This window comes from Arcobacter cryaerophilus gv. crypticus (genome assembly GCF_002993025.1).
In the GTDB taxonomy this organism is placed as follows: Bacteria; Campylobacterota; Campylobacteria; order Campylobacterales; family Arcobacteraceae; genus Aliarcobacter; species Aliarcobacter cryaerophilus_B.
The window spans coordinates 87,699-109,145 of the sequence record NZ_NXGI01000002.1 but is presented as its reverse complement, the minus strand read 5'-3'; the positions used below and the strand labels follow the sequence as shown (position 1 = coordinate 109,145).

The following is a 21,447-nucleotide window of genomic DNA, read 5'->3' as shown; positions in this document are numbered from 1 at the left end:
ATGAAAGAATTAGCAATAATAGGAACAACAGCTTCAGGAAAAACAGCACTCTCACTTGAAATAGCAAATAAAACAAACTCTATAATCTTATCTTTGGACTCTCTTTGTGTATATAAAGAAATAGATATAGCAAGTGCAAAACCAACAAAAATAGAAAGAGCTGATATAGTTCATTTTGGGATAGATGAAGTTTTTCCAAATGAGAAATTTGATGTTATTGAGTTTTTAAATTTGTATAAAAATGCAAAAGAATATGCAAAAAAAAATATGAAAAACTTAATAATAGTAGGTGGAACAGGTTTTTATCTTAAAGCATTAGTTGATGGAATAAGTGATGGTTTAAAAGAAAATACATATTTAGATATGTGTTTAAATGATACTTATAATTTGCTTTATAGTTTGGATAAAGAGTATATGCAAAAAATTGAGCCAAATGATAAATATAGAGTAGAAAAAGCCTACTCGATTTATAAACAAAGTGGACTAACTCCAAGTGAATATTTTTTGAAAAACCCAAAAATTGCTCTATGCCCAAACCTTCCAATTTTTGAGATTTTATGGGAAAAAGATGAATTAATAAATCGAATAAAAATAAGAACAAAACAGATGATAAAAACTGGACTTATAGATGAAATTATATATTTAGAAAAAAAATATACAAGAAGCCCAAATTGTATGAGTAGCATTGGAATAGTAGAAACTTTAGAGTATCTTGATGGCAAAATATCAAAGCAAGAGTTGGAAGATAAAATTATACAAAACAGTTTAAAACTTGCAAAAAGACAAAATACTTTTAACAAAGGTCAATTTACAAATAGAGTTTCAAATATAATTCCTAGCTTAAATTCAGAGATTATTAAGTATTTTTCGATATAATCGCAAGTTCAAAAGTTTGGTAAAGGACTTGCAAGGACTTGATCTTTTTCCAAACGATTAATTTTAAAAAGGAAAATGGAATGAAAAAAGACATTCATCCAGATTACAAAGTATGTCAAGTTTCTTGTGCATGCGGAAATAGCTTTGAGACAAAATCAAATACTGAGACTTTAAGAGTTGATATTTGTTCACATTGTCATCCATTCTTTACAGGAGAGCAAAAATTAGTTGATGCTGCTGGAAGAGTTGAGAAATTCAAAGCTAAATATAATATGGCAAAATAGTTTATTGCTATGTTGTGCTTAGTTCCAACACCAATAGGAAACCTTGAAGATATTTCAAAAAGGTCTTTAAAGGCTCTATTGGAAGCGGAACTAATTTTTTGTGAAGATACAAGAGTCACAAAAAAACTTCTAAATCTTTTAGGCGAAAAATATGAGTTAGATTTTTCACAAAAAGAGTTCAAATCTTTTCACTCTCACAATGAAAAAGAGATATTAAAAAATTTAACAAAAGATACTTTTACTAAAAATGTTGTTTATTGTAGCGATGCTGGTATGCCTTGCATTAGTGACCCAGGAGCTAGTTTAGTTGATTGGTGCATAAAAAACGAAGTTGCTTTCGATGTAATCCCTGGAGCAAATGCAATTTTAACAGCTTTTGCTATGAGTGGGTTTATTAGTACAGAGTTTACATTTTTTGGTTTTTTAGACCACAAAGGAGCAAGTCGTGCTTCAAAACTTGAAGAGGTTTTAAATAGTTCTAGAGTTGGTATTTTATATGAATCACCTCATCGACTTTTAAAACTTCTTGAAGAGTTAAATAAAAAAGAACCAGATAGAACAATGTTTTTAGTAAAAGAGATAAGTAAGTTTTATCAAAAAACATATAAAAATAGTGCAAAAAATCTATATGAAGAGTTAAAGAATATTGAAATAAAAGGTGAATGGGTTGTAGTAGTTGAACCAAAAGAGAAATTTGGTTTTAATCTTGAATTAGATGATATTTTACCGCTTGATATTGCTCCAAAAATAAAAGCAAAGTTAATAGCAAAGCTTACAGGTGCTAGCGTAAAAGAGATTTATCAAGAATTATTGGATAAAATCCAAAATTAATTTAAACGAGAAAAAATGATAATATACGGAAAACAAATAGTTTTATATGTGCTTGAAAAACACCAAGATTTAATAGAAGAGATTTTTTTATCAAAAGAGATTGATAGTAAACTTTTTTCAAGATTTGCAAAACTAAATAAAAAAATTCACAAAGTTGATAACCAAAAAGCTCAAGCTTTGGCAAAAGGTGGAAATCACCAAGGTCTTATTTTAAAACTTAGTGACTATCACTATGCACCTCTTAAAGAGATAAAAAATATGAATTTTATTATAGTTTTAGATGGTCTTACAGATGTAGGAAATATTGGAGCAATTGCAAGAACTGCTTACTCTTTGGGAGTTGATGGAATGATTGCAGCGGATATCAAAACTATAAGCAACTCTGGAACTATAAGAACAAGTGCTGGAGCTTTGCTTGATTTACCTTTTGCAATTCATCCAAGAAGTGTAGATTTAGCAAGTGAATTAATCGATGCTGGTTTTACACTAATAGGTGCAACAACTGATGGAGTTGATTTAAAAAAATATGGAAAAATAGAAAAAACTGATAAAGTTGCAATATTTTTAGGAAATGAAGGTGCAGGAATTTCTCCAAAAGTTGCAAAAAAATTAGACTTAAAAGTTTCAATAAAAATGGAACACGAATTTGATTCTTTAAATGTAAGCTCAGCAGCTGCTATTTTAATATACAATTTAAAAAGATAAAAAGGAAAATATATGAAAAAACTACTACTAATAATATTTTTATGCCTAAGCTTGAATGCAAATATAAATCAAGCTGTTTTAGGAATAATTGGAAGTAGTGATTTCAATACTCATAGAAATTTGATTAATACTCTTTTCAAAAATCAAAGCTATTTTTATACAAATGGAAGTCTTGATTATGCAAAAATTTCTCAAACTTTACAAAACAACAATCTTTTAAAACTTTCTTTAGGTTCTACTCAATCTATTGAAGCAACTTTTATATTTAACTCTGATCCAAAAAAATCTTTTAAAAATATAAATGATATTTTAAAAGCAATAGGTATTCAAAATTTTGTAACAATAAATCAAAGTGTTTCACAAAATCAGCTAAAATGGAGTATAAAAGTACAAACAGCAGCCGCCATAAACCCTCTTAGATTATCACAAGAACTACAAAATGCAAATTGTAGAGTTGTTGATATAAAAAAAGAGGGTAACAATAAATGGAGTTATTATATTGACTCAAAAAAATCTTCTATTTATAGAGCTGAAGATTTAGTTACAAGAGCTAGTGTTTCATTAAAAAAACCAATAAAGCCATACATTTTGGAGATTGCGAATACAGATTCAATCAAAATTGATTCAAATGTAGGAAATAGTTGGTATCCAAATATTATTTTTTATGATGATAGTTTTAATGTAATTGATGTTTTTGAGAGTGAGAGTTTGCATAAAAATCTAAGAGTTGATGTTCCAACAAATACAAGATTTATAAAAATAGATGATTTTTATGCTTTAACAAATATAAAAAATGGTTTAAATATTACTAAGGAGTAATAAAATGTTTGATGAAATTGAATTTGAAAGAATGAAAAGACTTCCAAACTATGTGTTTGCAGAAGTTAATGCTATTAAAATGGAAGCAAGACGAGCTGGAGTTGATGTAATTGACTTTTCTATGGGAAATCCAGATGGAGAGACTCCAAAACATATTGTTGATAAATTAAAAGATGCTGCAAGTAAACCAAAAAACTACGGATATAGCGCTAGTATTGGAATATATAAATTAAGACTTGCTATTTGTAATTGGTACAAAAGAAAATATAATGTAGATTTTTTAGACCCAGATAAACACGCTTGTGCAACAATGGGTTCAAAAGAGGGATATGTGCATTTAGTTCAAGCTATTGTAAATGTTGGTGATGTTGCTGTTGTTCCAGACCCAACATATCCAATTCACTCATATGCTTTTATGCTAAATGGTGCTGCTATTCATAAATTTGAATTAGTGTTTGATAATGAGTTTAAAGTAGATGAAGAGCTTTTCTTTAAAAATCTTCAAAAAACTATAGATGAATCAATTCCAAAAGTAAAATATGTAGTTGTAAACTTCCCTCACAATCCAAGTTGTGCAACTGTAACGCCTGAGTTTTATACAAAACTTGTAACTATGGCTAAAAAAGAGAGATTTTATATAATCTCTGATATTGCTTATGCTGATATTACTTTTGATGGATATAAAACTCCATCTATTTTCCAAGCTGAAGGTGCTTTAGATGTTGCTGTTGAGTGCTTTACTTTAAGTAAATCATATAATATGGCTGGATGGAGAGTTGGATTTATTGTTGGAAATGAAAAACTTGTTGGTGCTTTAAAAAGAATAAAATCTTGGCTTGATTATGGAATGTTTGCTCCAATTCAAATTGCAGCAACTGTTGCACTTGATGGTCCGCAAGATTGTGTTGATGAGATAGTTGCTAAATATGAAAAAAGAAGAGATGTTATGCTTCAATCATTTGCTGAAGCTGGTTGGGTTATGGATAAACCAAATGCTTCTATGTTTATTTGGGCAAAAATACCTGAAAAAGCTAGACATTTAGGAAGTTTGGAGTTTTCTAAACAACTTTTAAGAGAAGCTCAAGTTGCTGTTAGTCCTGGAATTGGTTTTGGACATTATGGTGACCAGTATGTAAGAATTGCTTTGATTGAAAATGAAAAAAGAATTAGACAAGCTGCAAAAAATATCAAAAGATATTTAAAAACATTAGAATAGGAAAAAATAATAATGCTTAAAATTGGAATTATTGGAGTAGGAACAGTTGGAACAAGTGTTATAAATATTTTAAGAGATAATAAAAATATTATAACTGCACGAGCTGGAGTTGAAATTGTTCCTACTATTGGAGTAGTTTCAAATTTAAATAAAAAAAGAGATGTGCAAATAGAGCTTACAGATGATGTTTCTAAAGTTTTAGAAGATGATAGTATTGATATAGTTGTTGAACTTATGGGTGGAATTGAAAAACCTTATGAGATAGTAAAAAGAGCTTTAGAAAATGGTAAAGCAGTGGTTACTGCAAACAAAGCACTGCTAGCATATCATAGATATGAGCTTCAAGAACTTGCAAGTGATACTCCTTTTGAATTTGAAGCTGCAGTTGCTGGTGGAATTCCAATCATAAATGCCTTAAGAGATGGTTTGAGTGCAAACAATATAAAATCTATTCAAGGTATTATGAATGGAACTTGTAACTATATGCTTACAAAGATGATAAATGAAGGTATTGCTTATGATATTATCTTAAAAGAAGCTCAAGATTTGGGTTATGCAGAAGCTGATCCAACTTTTGATGTTGGTGGATTTGATACAGCTCATAAACTTTTAATTCTAGGTTCAATTGCTTATGGAATAGATGTAAAACCAGAAGATATTTTAATTGAAGGTATTCAAAATATCTCTAAAACTGATATAGAGTTTGCAAAAGAGTTTGAGTACAATATAAAACTTCTAGGAATTGCAAAAAAAGTAGGAAATCAAATAGAACTTAGAGTTCATCCTGTTTTAGTGCCACAAGAAAAAATGATAGCAAAAGTTGATGGTGTTATGAATGGAATCTCTGTTGTTGGAGATAAAGTTGGTGAAACTATGTTTTATGGAGCAGGTGCTGGTGGAGATGCAACGGCTAGTGCCGTTATTGCAAATATAATTGATATTGCAAGAAAAGGTAAAGGCTCTCCTATGCTTGGATTTGAAAAACAAGTAGGAACGAAACCAACTTTAATGCCAAAAGATGAGATTAAAACAAAATATTATTTAAGACTTGAAGTTGCTGATAAAACAGGTACTTTAGCAAAAGTTGCAAAAGTTTTTGGAGATAATGATATATCAATAGAAAATATGATGCAAAAAGCAAAAAAAGATGAAAAAGCAAACCTACTTTTAACAACTCACACTTGTGTTGAAAAAGATATTTTAAAAGCGATTGATGAACTTGAACACTCTCAAGTAGTTCTAAAAAAACCCGCTATGATAAGAATAGAAGATTAAATTCTTCTATTTTTTTTAAAAGAATTCTTTTTTTAAATCTTGATTTTTTGAATATATTTTGTAAGTTATATCTTTATAAATAAACTCCAAATAGTTTGCATGAAGCCAAAGTCTACTTGAACCTGTAACTTTGAATCTATCTTCCAAACTTAAAGTTTTATTTAAATAATTTTCTGCATTTTCATCATCAATACCATAAATTGGATCTCCTAAAATTGTATATCCAATTGAATTAAGATGAACTCTTATTTGATGTTGCCTCCCAGTTAGTGGGATTACTTCAATAAGTGTCAAATTTTTTTCTTTATTATATTTAATAGGTTTTATAATAGTAACAGACTCTTTTCCACCCTCTTCTTTTTGACAAGTTTTCATTTTAACACCAATTAAAAGTCCCTCTTTATCTATATTTTTATCAATTTTTATCTCTTTTTCTATTTTCCCACAAACAATAGCTAGATATGATTTATGATATTTTTTTTCTTGAAACATCTCTTTTAGCTCTATTTCACTCTTTTTATTTTTTCCAACAATTACCAAACCACTTGTTTCAGCATCAATTCTATGAATCAAATTTGCATTCTCTCCAAAATGAAATCTTATTTCATCAAGCAAAGAATAAGGAGTATTTTTAGATATTGGATGAACCATAAGATGAGTTGGTTTATCAAAAATTGCAAAATCTTTGAACTCTAAAAGAGGTTTTAACCCCCTGCTAACTCCTTCGAAAACTCCAATAGAAATCTCATCACAATCAATTAGTTCGCTTGGATTAAAAGCACTCATATCGCTTCTGAAAACTCTTCCTTTTCCTATTAGTTTTTGTGCTATTTTAGGGCTATATCCTAAATCATCTTCTAAAAAAAATTGAATTTTTTTGTCTTTGATTGCTTTGAATTTTTTGAGTGTAAACGGCAAAATTATCTTCCTATTTTAAGTTCATAATGGATACAATATCCCTTAATTTTTAACAAAATAATATAATAAAAAATATAGAAATATGATTAGAAGGGTATTTTATGGTTGAAAGATATGCAAGAAAAGAGATGAGTTCAAAATGGACACAAGAAGCAAGATATGCAGCTTGGCTTGAAGTTGAAAAAGCAGCTGTAAAGGCTTGGAATAAATTGGGTCTTATTCCAGATGAAGATTGTGAAAAAATAGTAAAAAATGCAAAATTTAGTGTTGAAAGAATTGAAGAGATAGAGGCTATTACAAAACATGATTTAATAGCATTTAATACAAGTGTATCTGAGAGCTTAGGTGAAGAGTCAAGATGGTTTCACTATGGAATGACAAGCTCAGATGCTGTTGATACAGGTGTTGCTTTGCAAATGAGAGACTCTTTAGAAATTATCATAAAAGATGTTCAAATGCTTTTAGAGAGTATCAAAAAAAGAGCAATCGAGCATAAATATACTTTAATGGTAGGAAGAAGCCACGGTATTCATGGAGAGCCAATAACTTTTGGTTTAACTCTTGCTGTTTGGTATGATGAAGTTAAAAGACACCTAAAAAATCTTGAGCAGACTATGGAAGTTATTGCAGTTGGTCAAATTTCTGGAGCTATGGGAAATTTTGCACATGCACCTTTAGAGCTTGAAGAGTATGCGATGGCTGAGCTTGGACTTAAACCAGAACCTTGTAGTAATCAAGTAATTCATAGAGATAGATACGCAAGACTTGCTACAACTTTAGCTCTTTTGGCTTCAAGTGTAGAAAAATTTGCAGTACAAGTAAGACATCTTCAAAGAACTGAAGTTTATGAAGCTGAAGAGTATTTTGCAGCTGGGCAAAAAGGAAGTTCTGCAATGCCACATAAAAGAAATCCTATTTTAACTGAAAATATAACAGGACTTGCAAGAATGATTAGAGCTTATGTAACTCCAGCTTTAGAAAATGTTGCACTTTGGCATGAAAGAGATATTTCACACTCTTCAACAGAGAGATTCTGGTTACCAGATGCATTTATTACAACAGATTTTATGCTTCATAGAATGGATAGTGTAATAGCAAATTTAACTGTAATGCCTGAAAATATGATGAAAAACTTAAACTTAACTGGTGGACTTGTATTTTCTCAAAGAGTTTTACTAGAACTTCCACTAAAAGGTGTTAGTAGAGAAGATGCATATAAAATAGTACAAAGAAATGCTATGAAAGTATGGCAAGAGATACAACAAGGAAAACCAACAACAAATGAAAAAGGTGAGTCTTTGTATCTTCAATATCTACTTGCAGATGATGAACTTGGAAAATCTTTAAGTGAGAATGAGATTAGAGAGTGCTTTAATTTTGACTACTATACAAAAAATGTAGAAAAGATTTTCAATAGAGTTTTTAATTAATAGGGGATTTAAATGACAATAATGATTCAAAAAAGAAATGGGCGAAAAGAGGTTTTGGATATTACAAAAATCCAAAAAATGAGTATAGAAGCAACAGCAGGACTTGATGGAGTTAGTCAAAGTGAATTAGAACTTGACTCACATATAAAATTTATCGATGGAATGAATTCAAGTGATATTCAAGATGCTTTAATAAAAACAGCAGTTGAAAAAATTGATATTGATGTTCCAAATTGGACTTTTGTTGCTGCAAGATTATTTTTATACGATTTATATCACAGAGTTGGAATTGCAACTTATGGAGTAAAAGGTGAGGCTTATAGACATTTAAAAGATTATATTAAATTTGGTATAGACGCTGGAAGAATTATTCCAAACTTAGCAAATGGTTATGATTTGGATGATTTAAACTCATATATTGATCCAAATAGAGACTTTTTATTTAACTATTTAGGAATTAAAACTTTATATGATAGATATTTACTAAAAAATGGTAAAGGTGAACCAATAGAGTTACCGCAACAAATGTTTATGGCAATTGCTATGTTTTTAGCTCAAAATGAAGAGAAAAAACAAGAAAAAGCAAAAGAGTTTTATGATGTTATCTCTAAATTTGAAGTAATGCTTGCAACTCCAACATTAAGTAATGCTAGAACAAATAGACATCAACTTAGTTCTTGCTATATTGGTTCAAGTCCTGATAATATAGAAGGTATTTTTGATGGTTACAAAGAGATGGCGCTACTATCTAAATATGGTGGTGGAATTGGATGGGATTGGAACCAAATAAGAAGTCTTGGTGGTGCTATTGATGGTCATAAAAGTGCAGCTGGTGGAACTGTTCCATTTTTGAAAATCACAAATGATATTGCTATTGCTGTTGATCAATTAGGTACAAGAAAAGGTGCAATTGCAGTTTATCTTGAGCCTTGGCATATGGATATTATGGATTTTATTGATTTAAAGAAAAATAGTGGAGAAGAAAGACGAAGAGCTCATGATTTATTTCCAGCACTGTGGATAAGTGATCTGTTTATGGAAAGGGTTTTAGAAGATTCTCATTGGACACTATTTGACCCTGTTGAAGTAAAAGACTTGAGTGAATATTTTGGTGAAGAATTTACAGCAAAATATATAGCTTATGAAAACAATGATAGTGTTACAAAAAATAGAATAAAAGCTAAAGATTTATGGAAAAAAATCTTAACTTCATATTTTGAAAGCGGTAGTCCATTTTTATGTTTTAAAGATAGTGCAAACAAAGCAAATCCAAATCCACATGCAGGACATATAAGAAGCTCAAATCTTTGTACAGAGATTTTTCAAAATACAAACCCAAATCACTATAAAATAAAAATAGAGTTTGAAGATGGTACTATAAAAACTTTTGAAGAAGAAGATTTAGTAGTAGTTGATGGTGGAATTACAAAAAAAGCAAATAAAGTAACTGCACTTGATAGTATAAATGGTAAAAAAATATTTATAGTTGAAAAACAAAAAATAGATGGAGATACTGCTGTTTGTAATCTTGCAAGTATAAATTTATCAAGAATAAATCAAAGTGAAGATATAAAAAGAGTTGTACCAATAGCTGTAAATATGCTTGACAACGTAATAGATTTAAACTTTTATCCACTAAGAAAAGTAAAAGCTACAAACTTAAAATCAAGAGCAATAGGTCTTGGTGTTATGGGTGAAGCTGAGATGTTGGCAAATCAAAAGATTGCTTGGGGAAGTAATGAGCATTTTAAAAAAATAGATCAAATTATGGAGTGTATTTCATACAATACTATTTTATCAAGTTCAAATTTAGCAATTGAAAAAGGCGCTTATCCTACTTTTGATGGTTCAAATTGGAGCAAGGGAATTATGCCACATGACCACACTCCTCAAGCTGTAAATGCTATAGTAGACAAAGATTTATTTGATAACTCTTGTGATTGGGAATTTTTACGAGAAAAAGTTAAAAAAGATGGTATGAGAAATGGTTACCTAATGGCAATTGCTCCAACATCATCTATATCTATTTTAGTAGGAACAACACAAGCTATTGAGCCTGTATATAAAAGAAAATGGTTTGAAGAAAATCTAAGTGGTCTAATTCCAGTAGTTGCACCAAAACTAAGTCCAGAAACTTGGTCTTTTTACACTCCTGCATTTGAAATAGACCAACTTCAAGTTGTAAAAGCAGCAGCAATTAGACAAAAATGGATTGATCAAGGACAAAGTACAAATATATTCATGAGTTTAGATAAAGCAAGTGGAAAATATCTACATGAAATTTATACTCTAGCTTGGAAACTAGGACTTAAATCAACATATTATTTAAGAAGTCAAAGTCCAGAAGCAAAAAATGATGTTGAAGATAGAAGTATGGAATGTGCTGGTTGCCAGTAAAATCAAATTAAGAATAAAAATATAAAATTACTAGCATACAAGGAATGAAATGGAAAGAAAAACTATATACAACCCAGATTCTAAAGAGAGTTTAAACGATAGAAGAGTTTTTGGTGGGAATAGTGATGGTATGATAAATTTTACAAAAATGAAATACCAATGGGCTTTAAATCTTTGGGATACAATGGAAGCAAATACTTGGTTTCCACGAGAAGTTCAAATGACTCAAGATGCAAAAGATTATAAGTATTTAACACCAGCCGAAAAAAGAATGTATGACTTAGTATTAAGTCAATTAATTTTTATGGATAGTTTACAAACAAATAATCTAATGGATAATATAAATCCATATATAACTGCTCCTGAAATAAATGCTTGTCTAAGCAGACAATCTTATGAAGAAGCAAATCATAGTAAATCTTATGCTGTAATGGTTGAGAGTATTTCCGATAATACAGATTTAATCTATGATATGTGGAAAACAGATATTAAATTAAGAGAAAAAAATACTTATATTGCTGGAGTTTATGAAGATTTATCAAATGGTGAATTAACTGATGAAAAACTGCTTTTAGCACTTTTTGCTAATCAAATTCTTGAAGGTCTATATTTTTATGCTGGATTTGCAGCGATATATGCTCTAGGAAAAAGTGGAAAAATGCTTGGAAGCTCTCAGATGATTAGATTTATTCAAAGAGATGAAGTTACTCATCTATTACTATTTCAAAATATGATAAATAGTGTTAGAAAAGAGAGACCCGAATTATTTACTCCTGAATTAGAAGAGACTGTAAGATCTATGTTTAGAAAAGCAGTTGAACTTGAAGCATCTTGGGGAGCATATATTACTCAAGGTCAAATTTTAGGTTTTACAGACGGAATAATCACTCAATATATTCAATATCTTGCAGATAAGAGGCTTGATGCAGTTGGATATAGACCAGAGTACAATGTAAAACACCCTATTCCTTGGGTTGATGGTTATGCTTCATTTAATGACCAAAGAACAAATTTCTTTGAAGGAAATGTTGTAAACTACTCAAAAGGTAGTATAGATTTTGATGATTTCTAAAATTTAGCAAAAAAAGATAGGGGACAAAATGTCAATTTTTATTAAGATTTTTATTTTACTGATTTTATTTGTATCTTTAAACATAGTTTCTATATATACTTTTAGTTATGAAGATTATTTTACAAATAAAAAAGAGGATATAGAACTAAAAGATAAAAAAGGCATCTTTAAGTTCTTTAGTGAAGATTTCTTCAAAAAAGCTGGTTATAAACCATCTGAATTTGTTATTTCTAAAAATAATAATCTTTTATTTCTTAGTGGTACATTTTCAAGCAATGAAGTTGCAAAACAAGTTCTTGATTTTCTAAAAATCAACGCCACTCAAAATATTAATATTTTAGAAAATAGTGAGGTTAGCAAAGATTTATTAAGACAGATTTCAGAACTTACTGAACTTCTAAAAGATAATTTTGAAAATGGTTCAAAAATAAGCTTTGATGGAAATAAATTACTCCTAGAAGGTGAATTAAAAGATAATAATCATAAAGATTTAATAACAACTGTTATATCAAAAATCAATAAATATGAAATACAAACTAATATTTATGAAAAAAAAGATAATTTAATTGATTTAAATATAGATAATGTTACAAAAAATGAAAATTTTGATGAAATAGATAAAAATAACGAACAAAAAGATAAAATATTGTCAAAAAATGATGTACAATCTTCTGTTAATAATATTTTTATAACAGATAAAATTTCTTTTGAAAGAAGAAGCGTAGAACCAACAGAGAAATCAAAAATTCTTATAGAAAAAGTTAGTAATATTTTAAAAGAAAATACTAACTTTAATATAGAAATTGCTGGACACACAGATTCAAGAGGAAATAAAGAGCTAAATAAAAAGATATCTCAAGATAGAGCAAATAGAGTAAAAGAGATTTTAGAGAGCTTTGGTGTTGATAAAAATAGAATTAAAGCAGTTGGATATGGAAATGAACAACCAATTGCACAAGATGATGAAAATGGATTATCAGAAATAAACAGAAGAGTAGAATTTATTATAGGGGATTAATAATATGCTAGTAGAAATCGCACAATATATTGTTATAAATTTATCAGTTGCATTTATTTTAGGTTTAGTTGTTGGTTATATTATAGGAAAAGGGAATAAAGAGAAATTTAACTCTATACAAAGTAGTAAAAATAGAGATACAAATATTACCGAAAAGAATAAGTTTAAAATAAATCCTATTTTCAATAAAAGTGCTAGTTTAGACTTCAAACCAATGGTTTTAAGCTCATCAAATAAAAAAGATAATCTTAAAAAAATAAAAGGTATCGATGAAGATATAGAAAATGAACTATTTAAACTTGGAATTTATCATTTTGAACAAATATCAATTTGGTCTACAAAAAATGCAGAGTGGATAGAAAATTTCTTAAATCTTCCAAACTATGTACGAGCAAACCAATGGGTTGATCAAGCAAAAATCCTAAAAACAGGAAGAGAAACAAACTATAGTCAAAAGCTTTTAGATGAATCAGGTGAAGATAACATAGAGTTAAATACAAAATAGTAAGTTCTAAAATCTTATTAAAAAACATCACACTTCATCACGCTTTTTAAATATAATATTAAAAAATCATTATTTAGGTGAATAAAAAATGTATTTAAAAAAGGCTATTTTATTTTTTTCTTTAGCTATAAGTTCTTTTTCGCAAGAGTTGGAAAATTTATTAGACAATTTAAATGACTATAGCGATAAAACAAATCTAAATATAGATTATAAACCAACAGCAATGACTGTTTTATATGCTTCTGATTTAGAATCTTTGGGAATTAATACTCTAGTGAGGCTTTAGATTTTGTTGCTGGAATTCAAACTTTTAAAACAACTTCCATTGGTTTTTTATACTCTAAACTTTCATGGAATCTTTTATGATTATAAAATTTATATAATCTTTAACATCATCTTTTAAAATTTATTTCTAAATACTCTTCTAAACAACACAAATCGGTCAAATCCTTACAAACCATCTAAACTACTCACAATATATTCTTAAATTAAAAAACCTCTTACAAACAAAATATCTCATATTTTAAATTACAATTTCTATAGTATCATTACACCTACAGATATAATTAAGGATTTAGAAATGAAAAGATTTATTGAAGCACAAAACCCAATTTATAATACAGTTATTGATGAACTAAAACAACAACAAAAAAACACTCATTGGATGTGGTTTATATTTCCACAAATTGAAGGTTTGGGTCAAAGTGATATAGCTAAAAAATATAGTTTAACTAAAGAAGAAGCTATTGAATACACTAAAAACACAATTCTTAAAGAAAGATTGATTGAATGTTGTGAATTACTTTTAAAATCAGATAAATCTGCAACACAAATTTTAGGTCCTATTGATGCTATGAAATTAAAATCATCAATGACTTTATTTGATGCTCTACATCCTAATGAAATTTATGAAAAAGTTTTAAACAAATTCTTTGATGATAAATGTGATTTTACAGTACAGAAAGTAGGTTAATTACTACTTTTTAGTACCTTCTTTTTTTCATTTTGAAAAGTAATTTCTAATAATACTTTTCTATAGTAATATTTTTAGTGCTTATTAAATTGTTATAAATAAAAAAACACCATTATTAATTATAGAATTACCTTTAATACGTATCTTTTAAGATTGATACATTCGAAATCTTTAAATCGAAAGTCTAAACACATAATAATAACATTTGAGTAAGTTAGTTCTTTTAAAAGTATTTACTATTTCTACTTTTTTATGTAATTTTGAACTATTTTTACATCAAATAACTAACTTGAAAGTGAACTAATCTTACATCACTAGATTTAAATAAGATTATTAGAAATGATGTGATATTTTTTATATTTTATAATAAATCCATTATCTTAAATTTTAGATATATTAAAACATAAATCTGACATTTATATTACATTTAATTTATATAATTTTTAAATTACATAAAGGAGAAGTTATGAAATTCGTTACAGATGAAGATTTTGATGAATCTGATTGGATTGAAATTTAAAAATAACAAATTAAATTTATAAATATACAAAAAAGATTAAATATTTTAAATCAAATAATTGGTAATGCTAAAATTTTTAAAGTATAATCAAGCAAACTCTTATTTTGAAATCATCCAATTATTTTTTCTAATTTACAAGCTTTTTTAAAAATGAAGATTGATTTTAACTGAAAATTAGTTACAGCCCAAAAGTATAAGTAAAAATATTTTTATCATTTTCATATCTCAAACTATAATAGATGTTATATTTATCACAAATATTTTTAACCATATTAAGTCCTAATCCTAATCCTCTTTTTCCTTCATCTTCTCTATAATTTTTATCAAAAACTTTAGAAGGATGTTCTATAGCTTTACCAAAAGAATAAAATTCTAATACTATTTTATTCTTTTCTTTTAAATAAAGATTTATAAAAATAGGTTTGTTAATTGTTCCATATTTTATAGCATTTGAAATATTGTTATCAATTATCCTTTCTAATTCTATTCCATTTATATAAATATAAATATCATCTTGAATATTTGAAACTATCTCTTTGAGATTTACTTTTGAGATTGTTGAGAAAAATTTAATTCTATCATTTAACATATTGCTTATAGAAATCTTACTTGATTGATACTCAATAGTGTCATAGGTAGTTATATAAGCTAAATCTTCATAAGAGTTTGAAAGCATATTAACAGAAGCATCAATTTTATCTATATATTTTGATAGATTATCATCATTTTGAAATTTTTTTACCATCTCACCGTTCATCATAATATTTGTAAGAGGTGTTCTTATTTGATGAACAGTATCTGCTATAAATCTTTTATTCTCATCTAAAAGTTTAGAATTAAGTTTAATTTCACTTTTTAAAGTATCATATAATTTATTATACTCTTTAACCAAAATTCCAAATTCATCTGATTTATCTAAAAGATGTAAACTATTAATTTTTTCTTCTTTTTCAAGAGTTTGTGTTATATCAATAATAGGCTTATAAAAATTGTATCTAATAATATAATAAAGACTTCCCAATAAAAGCAACAAAATAGATCCAAATATTATAAAATTTTCTTTAGTTTCATTTAATGTTTTAATTTGCTCTGAAATATCAATTTCTACTTTCATCATTAAATTATCCCAAAGTGAAATATCTTTATTAACATTAAGTAGTGGTAAATAAACTATAATCTTATTGTCACTATATTCTTTAATAATAGTTTGCTTCCTAAATGCATTTATATAGTTATTTGTTGTTGGTTCATTTTTTGGAAATTTTATTAAAGAAACTTCATACTCTTTTTTTGAAATATTTGAATTTAGATTTTTATTTAATAAATCATCATAAAATTCATCACCTTTTGAATCTTCAGCTACTCTATAAATTGTAATTTTATTATTTGTCTCTTTATGTATATTTTCTAAATCTCTTTTAATATCTATATAAATATTATTTTTTAATTTAAATCCCACTTCAAAGAATTGATTTTCATTTAATTTAGAATATGAGTAAATATTAATATTTGAATCTAACATATCCACTGAAATAACATTTGCAACATAAATTTTAGAATCAATTTTTGTTTTATCTAAATACATTTTTGCATCTTTTATTACACTCAAATTAAATCCAATATCTTTTTTGAAAGTCGCATCTGTAATAGTGTAATTATTATTTATTAAAAGTATATCTATATCAATATCTTTAATATCAAATGTTAATTTAATATTTTGTTTTAAAGTATCTAAATTAATATTTGGATTTTTTAAATATTCATTTTTAGTATATTCATGAATTTTAAAATATAGATTTTGATTCGATCTAAAATCTTTATTAATATTCCTAAATGTGTATTCTATATGATATTTATTTGTTTCAATAATTTGATTTATAGAATTTTTTAAGGTTTTTTCATAATTTTTTTCATAATTTGTATATAAAAAGTAAAAAAAGAGAAAAAAAGATACAAATATAAAAAACTGAATTATATATATTTTATTTTTTAATTTCAAATCTATAACCTAATCCATTATCCGTGAAGATATAACTTTCACCATTATTAAACTTCTTTCTTAAATCATTTACTAATTGTCTTAAAGGGTATGCCTCTCTTATATCATTTTCCCAAACATAGCTTTCTAATTTTTCACTTGAAACAGTCTTATTTAGATTTTTTAGAAGAATATAAAGTAATCTTCTCTCTTTTTTTCTTAATTTTACTGTTTGACCATTAATAAATAACTCTTCATAATCAGTATCATAGAATATAGTATTTGAAATTTGAATAACATTATTTATTTTTTCATTTGTAATTTTATTAATTTTTATTTCTAATTCTTCTAAATAAAATGGTTTTTTTATATATTCATTACACCCATTATTATATGCTTCTTTTAAATTTTCTAACTCCATTGAAGCAGTTATAATAATAATTGGAGATATTAAATCTTTTTGACGGATATATTTTAAAATATCCAAACCATTTATATTCGGTATATTTATATCGACTATATACATATCATATTTATTTAAATCAATTTTATTAATAGCTTCTACTCCCTCATAAGTAGAAGTTACTTCATGATTTTTAAGAATTAAAAAATCTGTAACAGTAGAGTTTAATAGTACGTCATCTTCTATTATTAAAACTTTCATTAATTGTTAATACTCTTTTATTTATTTTTAATCTATTTAAACATTTTATATAACTTTACATTTTTATAAGCCCATTATATGAAACTAATGTCAAATAAATGTAATATTTTTTAAATAAAATTAAATTATATTAAAAAAGTTAAAAATATTACATTTATCTTACATCTTTTTTATATAATTTTTTTACACAAGATGAATTAATATAAATCGTAGGGAAGTATTTATTCAATTTTATTTTTTGCTAAGTATCTCATCTTTTGAGATACTTTTTATCAATAATTTGATCTGCTTACACTCTTTTGCATCCCTAAATTATTAAATATGCTATATATTTCATTAAAAAATATTTTATAGTTATCATAAAAGGATTAAAGAAAATGGTTATAAAAGAAGTTGAAAAAACTTATTACGAGAGTGGAAAATTAGAATCCGAAACTCCCTATATTGATGATAAAAGCAAAAATAATCAATATTATATTGAACCTAAAAAAGAATATATATATGATAATGATCATATAGAAGATAGCTATGCTAGAAAAAAAAATTTAAGATATAAGTTAATAAAAGCATCAAAAAGATATTTATGATTTCTTTTTAAGAACACAAATAGCTTGGGCTTTAAATCCCATTTTTTAACTTTCAATTTTCACTAAATATCTTCCAACAGCAGTACCATTTAGAAGTTTTTCATAGGCATCTTTTATCCCATCTAAGCTTATTTCATTTGTAATTTCATTTAGATTTTTAACACTATATTTACTTGCTAATTTTTCCCAAGCATCTTGTTTTTTATCTAAACTACACTCAACACTATCAATTCCTATTAATCTTACACCTCTTAGAATAAATGGGAAAATATTTGTATTTAAACCACTTGAAGCTGTAAGTCCACAGCAAGTAACAACTCCATCATAATTTGTCTGTTTTAAAGCTGTTGATAAAATATCTCCACCTGTTGTATCAATTACTCCTGCAAATCTTGGTTTCAAAAGAGCTTTTGAACTATCTTTTAAAAATTCTTCTCTTAAAATTACTTCACTTGCACCAATATTTTTCAAAAAATCTATCTTGTTTTCTTTTCCAGAAAGAGCGATTACATTAAAACCTAATTTACTCAAAATTGCAACTGCCAAAGAACCAACTCCACCTGTTGCACCAGTAACCAAAATATCGCCATTTTCTTGTGTTATTTTGTTATTTATTAACTCATTTATACTTAGTGCTGCTGTAAGTCCTGCTGTTCCATAAATCATAGCCTCTTTTTGACTTAAAGCACTAGGAATTACTACAAGCCAAGAAGCAGGAACTTTAACAAATTGGCTATGTCCACCATTTGTATTCATACCCAAATCATATCCAGTAACAATAACTTTTTGCCCTACTTTAAAGATATTTGATTTTGTCTCAACAATCTCTCCTGCAACATCAACACCAGTAATGTGTGGAAAAACTCTAGTAACTCCAGCATTTCCAACAGAACTAAGAGCATCTTTATAGTTTAAAGATGAGTATGTAGCCTTTATAATAACTTCATTTTCACCACAAATTGGTTTTTCAACATCTTTTAAACTAGAAATAATTTCATCATTATGATTTTTTTCAACTACAAAAGCTTTCATTTTCTTCCTTAATTTTTAAGTAAATCTTTTAGGCTATCTTTTGGATTTTTTCCATCAAGTATTAATTTTACCTCTTGAGCTATTGGTGTATAAATTTTATGCTCATTTGATAATTTATCTATCGCACTTGCAGTTTTTACACCCTCTGCAACTTCACCTAACTCATCTAAAATATCATTTAAACTTTTGTTTTTTGCTAATCCCAAACCAACTCTAAAGTTTCTGCTCATTGTAGAATTTGCAGTCAAAAATAGATCACCTGCACCACTAAGACCCAAAAAAGTCATCTTTTTTGCACCAAAATGTTTTCCAAATCTTTGCATCTCTACTAAACCTCGTGAGATAAGTGATGCTTGTGCATTTTTTCCAAGATTTAATCCTTCACAAATTCCACTTGCAATTGCTAAAACATTTTTATAAGCTCCTGCTATTTCAGCTCCAACAACATCTGAACTATAATATGTTTTTATAAAATTTGGGAAAAATTTACTAAACTCTTCATATATTTTTTTTGATTTTGAATTAATCACCAAAGCACAAGGCAAGCCTTTTATCACCTCAGCAGCAAATGAAGGTCCTGAGATAAATCCAATATTTTCATCTGGTACAAAAGATGCATAGATTTCATTTAAAAACTCTCCACTGTTTGCCTCAATTCCTTTTGAAGCAACAAGGATTTTTTGACCTTTAAAAACAAAATTCTCTTTTAACCAAGCTTTTATCTCTTGTGCTGGAATTGCAATAATCAAATATTCACAAGATAGGGCAAAATCTAAAGGTACAAAATTTTTTATATCTCTTTTTGTTCTTGAAGTTATAAAACACTCTTGTTTAGCACTTAGTGCAAAATGAAGAGCTTGTCCCCATTTTCCAGCACCAATTACTGCGATTTTGCCATTTTTCATTATTTGCTTAATCTCTCTTTTATTAGCTCATTTAGTTTTTGAGGATTTGCACTTCCTTTTGATGCTTTCATAGTTTGTCCTACAAAAAATGCAAACATTTTCTCTTTTCCAGCTTTATATTCTGCAACTTTATCAGCATTTGCAGCTAAAATTTCATCAATAATTGCAAATAAAGCTCCATCATCTGAAACTTGTTTAAGTCCTAATTTAAGAATTGTTCCATCTACATCTTTTGAAGAGTTTGCAATTAAATCATCTAAAACCTCTTTTGCAGCTTTTCCAGAGATTGTATTATCTTCAATTCTTTTTACAATTGTAGCTAGTGTTTTTGCATCTATTGGCGACTCTTCAATAGTAACACCCTCTTTTAATCTTCCTTGTAGCTCAACAGTTAGCCAAGTTGTAGCATTTTTAGAGCTAATTCCTTCACTCATCATCTCATCAAAATAGTTTGCCATCTCTAAAAATGAAGTTATAACAGAAGCATCGTACTCTTTTAGTCCATACTCTTTTACAAATCTAGCTTTTTTCTCATCTGGAAGCTCTGGAATTTTAGAGTACTCTTTTAGCATTTCATCGCTAATAATTAAAGGTAAAAGGTCTGGGTCTGGAAAATATCTATAATCAGCCGCATCTTCTTTTCCTCTCATACTTCTTGTTTCTCCAGTAGTTGTATCAAAAAGTCTTGTCTCTTGAACAATTTGCGTAGAATGAACACCATCTTCCCAAGCTTCAATATGTCTATTTACCTCATAAGCAATTGCTTTTTCAATAAATCTAAATGAGTTCATATTTTTTATTTCACATCTAGTGTAAAAGTTTGTATCACCTTTTGGTCTTATAGATACGTTAACATCGCATCTAAAACTTCCCTCTTGCATATTTGCATCACTAATTCCCAAATATCTTACAATCGAATGAAGTTTTTTAAGATATAAAATAGCCTCTTCAGCACTTCTCATATCAGGCTCTGAAACAATCTCAAGAAGTGGAGTTCCAGCACGATTTAAATCAACTTGTGAATGGTTACCACTATGGATATTTTTTCCAGCATCATTTTCTAAATGAGCTCTTGTAACTCCAATAGTTTTTTGGCTTCCATCTGGAAAATCAATAGTTAATTCACCAAGACCAACAACTGGAGTACTTAATTGAGATATTTGATAACCAGTTGGTAAATCAGGATAGAAATAGTTTTTTCTATCAAAAACCGATACTTGATTTATTTGTGATTTTAGTGCAGTTCCAAGCATAATAGCCTTATGAACTGCCTCTTTATTTAAAACAGGAAGTCCTCCTGGAAGTGCTAGACAAGTTGGACAAGTGTTACTGTTTGCTTCTTCTCCAAAACTTGTTGCACAAGAACAAAATAGTTTACTTTTTGTATTTAATTGTGCATGAACTTCTAAACCTATTACTATTTCAAACATACTTGACATATT

21 protein-coding genes are annotated in these 21,447 nt (G+C 27.5%); 15 read left to right on the top strand and 6 right to left on the bottom strand.

Annotated features, from left to right (window positions below):
• From miaA to CJ670_RS00875, 7 genes are all read left to right on the top strand, one after another.
• Nucleotides 1-876, top strand: a complete 876-nt coding sequence (gene miaA / locus CJ670_RS00905) for a tRNA (adenosine(37)-N6)-dimethylallyltransferase MiaA (protein WP_105938520.1) — start codon at nt 1-3, stop codon at nt 874-876.
• 80 nt (nt 877-956) lie between these two features.
• A complete protein-coding gene (rpmE, locus tag CJ670_RS00900; RefSeq protein WP_105911350.1) occupies nt 957-1,160 on the top strand; it encodes a 50S ribosomal protein L31 in 204 nt (67 codons plus the stop codon).
• Between the two features lie 9 nt (nt 1,161-1,169).
• The gene (rsmI, locus tag CJ670_RS00895; protein WP_105938519.1) at nt 1,170-1,991 is read left to right on the top strand and encodes a 16S rRNA (cytidine(1402)-2'-O)-methyltransferase; all 822 of its coding nucleotides are present in this window, start codon (nt 1,170-1,172) and stop codon (nt 1,989-1,991) included.
• A gap of 15 nt (nt 1,992-2,006) precedes the next feature.
• A complete protein-coding gene (rlmB, locus tag CJ670_RS00890) occupies nt 2,007-2,696 on the top strand; it encodes a 23S rRNA (guanosine(2251)-2'-O)-methyltransferase RlmB (protein WP_105911348.1) in 690 nt (229 codons plus the stop codon).
• A gap of 12 nt (nt 2,697-2,708) precedes the next feature.
• On the top strand, nt 2,709-3,515 hold the full coding sequence (locus CJ670_RS00885; protein ID WP_105938518.1) for a hypothetical protein: 807 nt from the start codon (nt 2,709-2,711) through the stop codon (nt 3,513-3,515).
• A gap of 4 nt (nt 3,516-3,519) precedes the next feature.
• Nucleotides 3,520-4,731: an LL-diaminopimelate aminotransferase gene (locus CJ670_RS00880; protein WP_105938517.1), complete on the top strand. Its 1,212-nt coding sequence runs from the start codon at nt 3,520-3,522 to the stop codon at nt 4,729-4,731.
• Nucleotides 4,732-4,743: 12 nt separating this feature from the next.
• Nucleotides 4,744-6,006 carry a homoserine dehydrogenase gene (locus tag CJ670_RS00875; protein ID WP_105938516.1) on the top strand — a complete coding sequence of 421 codons (1,263 nt, stop codon included), beginning with the start codon at nt 4,744-4,746 and terminating at the stop codon, nt 6,004-6,006.
• 15 nt (nt 6,007-6,021) lie between these two features.
• Here the strand turns inward: CJ670_RS00875 and CJ670_RS00870 are convergent, their stop codons facing one another.
• Entirely contained in the window at nt 6,022-6,924 is a 903-nt protein-coding gene (locus CJ670_RS00870) for an RluA family pseudouridine synthase (protein ID WP_105938515.1), read from the bottom strand.
• 101 nt (nt 6,925-7,025) lie between these two features.
• Between CJ670_RS00870 and purB the strand changes: the two genes are divergently transcribed.
• From purB to CJ670_RS00835, 7 genes are all read left to right on the top strand, one after another.
• Nucleotides 7,026-8,354, top strand: a complete 1,329-nt coding sequence (purB, locus tag CJ670_RS00865; RefSeq protein ID WP_105938514.1) for an adenylosuccinate lyase — start codon at nt 7,026-7,028, stop codon at nt 8,352-8,354.
• Nucleotides 8,355-8,366: 12 nt separating this feature from the next.
• Nucleotides 8,367-10,751: a ribonucleoside-diphosphate reductase subunit alpha gene (locus CJ670_RS00860; RefSeq protein ID WP_105938513.1), complete on the top strand. Its 2,385-nt coding sequence runs from the start codon at nt 8,367-8,369 to the stop codon at nt 10,749-10,751.
• A gap of 49 nt (nt 10,752-10,800) precedes the next feature.
• Complete coding sequence (locus CJ670_RS00855; RefSeq protein ID WP_105938512.1) at nt 10,801-11,823, top strand: ribonucleotide-diphosphate reductase subunit beta; 1,023 nt, start codon at nt 10,801-10,803, stop codon at nt 11,821-11,823.
• 28 nt (nt 11,824-11,851) lie between these two features.
• The gene (locus CJ670_RS00850; protein WP_105938511.1) at nt 11,852-12,841 is read left to right on the top strand and encodes an OmpA family protein; all 990 of its coding nucleotides are present in this window, start codon (nt 11,852-11,854) and stop codon (nt 12,839-12,841) included.
• Nucleotides 12,842-12,845: 4 nt separating this feature from the next.
• Entirely contained in the window at nt 12,846-13,346 is a 501-nt protein-coding gene (locus CJ670_RS00845; protein ID WP_105938510.1) for a helix-hairpin-helix domain-containing protein, read from the top strand.
• Between the two features lie 88 nt (nt 13,347-13,434).
• Entirely contained in the window at nt 13,435-13,632 is a 198-nt protein-coding gene (locus CJ670_RS00840) for a hypothetical protein (RefSeq protein ID WP_105938509.1), read from the top strand.
• A 294-nt stretch (nt 13,633-13,926) separates the two neighbouring features.
• Nucleotides 13,927-14,319: a DUF1810 domain-containing protein gene (locus tag CJ670_RS00835; RefSeq protein ID WP_105938508.1), complete on the top strand. Its 393-nt coding sequence runs from the start codon at nt 13,927-13,929 to the stop codon at nt 14,317-14,319.
• A 698-nt stretch (nt 14,320-15,017) separates the two neighbouring features.
• Here the strand turns inward: CJ670_RS00835 and CJ670_RS00830 are convergent.
• Both CJ670_RS00830 and CJ670_RS00825 read right to left on the bottom strand, forming a co-directional pair.
• The gene (locus tag CJ670_RS00830) at nt 15,018-16,838 is read right to left on the bottom strand and encodes a sensor histidine kinase (protein WP_105938507.1); all 1,821 of its coding nucleotides are present in this window, start codon (nt 16,836-16,838) and stop codon (nt 15,018-15,020) included.
• A complete protein-coding gene (locus CJ670_RS00825) occupies nt 16,822-17,481 on the bottom strand; it encodes a response regulator transcription factor (protein WP_105938506.1) in 660 nt (219 codons plus the stop codon). Before CJ670_RS00825 ends, CJ670_RS00830 begins: the two co-directional genes overlap by 17 nt.
• 377 nt (nt 17,482-17,858) lie before the next feature.
• On the opposite strand from CJ670_RS00825, the gene CJ670_RS00820 reads away from it, so the two are divergent.
• Nucleotides 17,859-18,068 (top strand): hypothetical protein, encoded by a 210-nt coding sequence (locus tag CJ670_RS00820; protein WP_105911594.1) that lies wholly within the window; start codon nt 17,859-17,861, stop codon nt 18,066-18,068.
• Nucleotides 18,069-18,113: 45 nt separating this feature from the next.
• On the opposite strand, the gene CJ670_RS00815 is transcribed toward CJ670_RS00820, so the two are convergent.
• Genes CJ670_RS00815 through gatB form a run of 3 tightly spaced genes read right to left on the bottom strand, consistent with a single transcriptional unit; the run spans nt 18,114 to nt 21,435 of the window.
• Entirely contained in the window at nt 18,114-19,100 is a 987-nt protein-coding gene (locus CJ670_RS00815) for a YhdH/YhfP family quinone oxidoreductase (protein WP_105938505.1), read from the bottom strand.
• Between the two features lie 8 nt (nt 19,101-19,108).
• Entirely contained in the window at nt 19,109-20,005 is an 897-nt protein-coding gene (locus CJ670_RS00810) for an NAD(P)H-dependent glycerol-3-phosphate dehydrogenase (protein WP_105938504.1), read from the bottom strand.
• On the bottom strand, nt 20,005-21,435 hold the full coding sequence (gatB, locus tag CJ670_RS00805; protein WP_105938750.1) for an Asp-tRNA(Asn)/Glu-tRNA(Gln) amidotransferase subunit GatB: 1,431 nt from the start codon (nt 21,433-21,435) through the stop codon (nt 20,005-20,007). The genes CJ670_RS00810 and gatB overlap by 1 nt, the downstream gene beginning before the upstream one ends.
• Between the last annotated feature and the right edge of the window lie 12 nt (nt 21,436-21,447).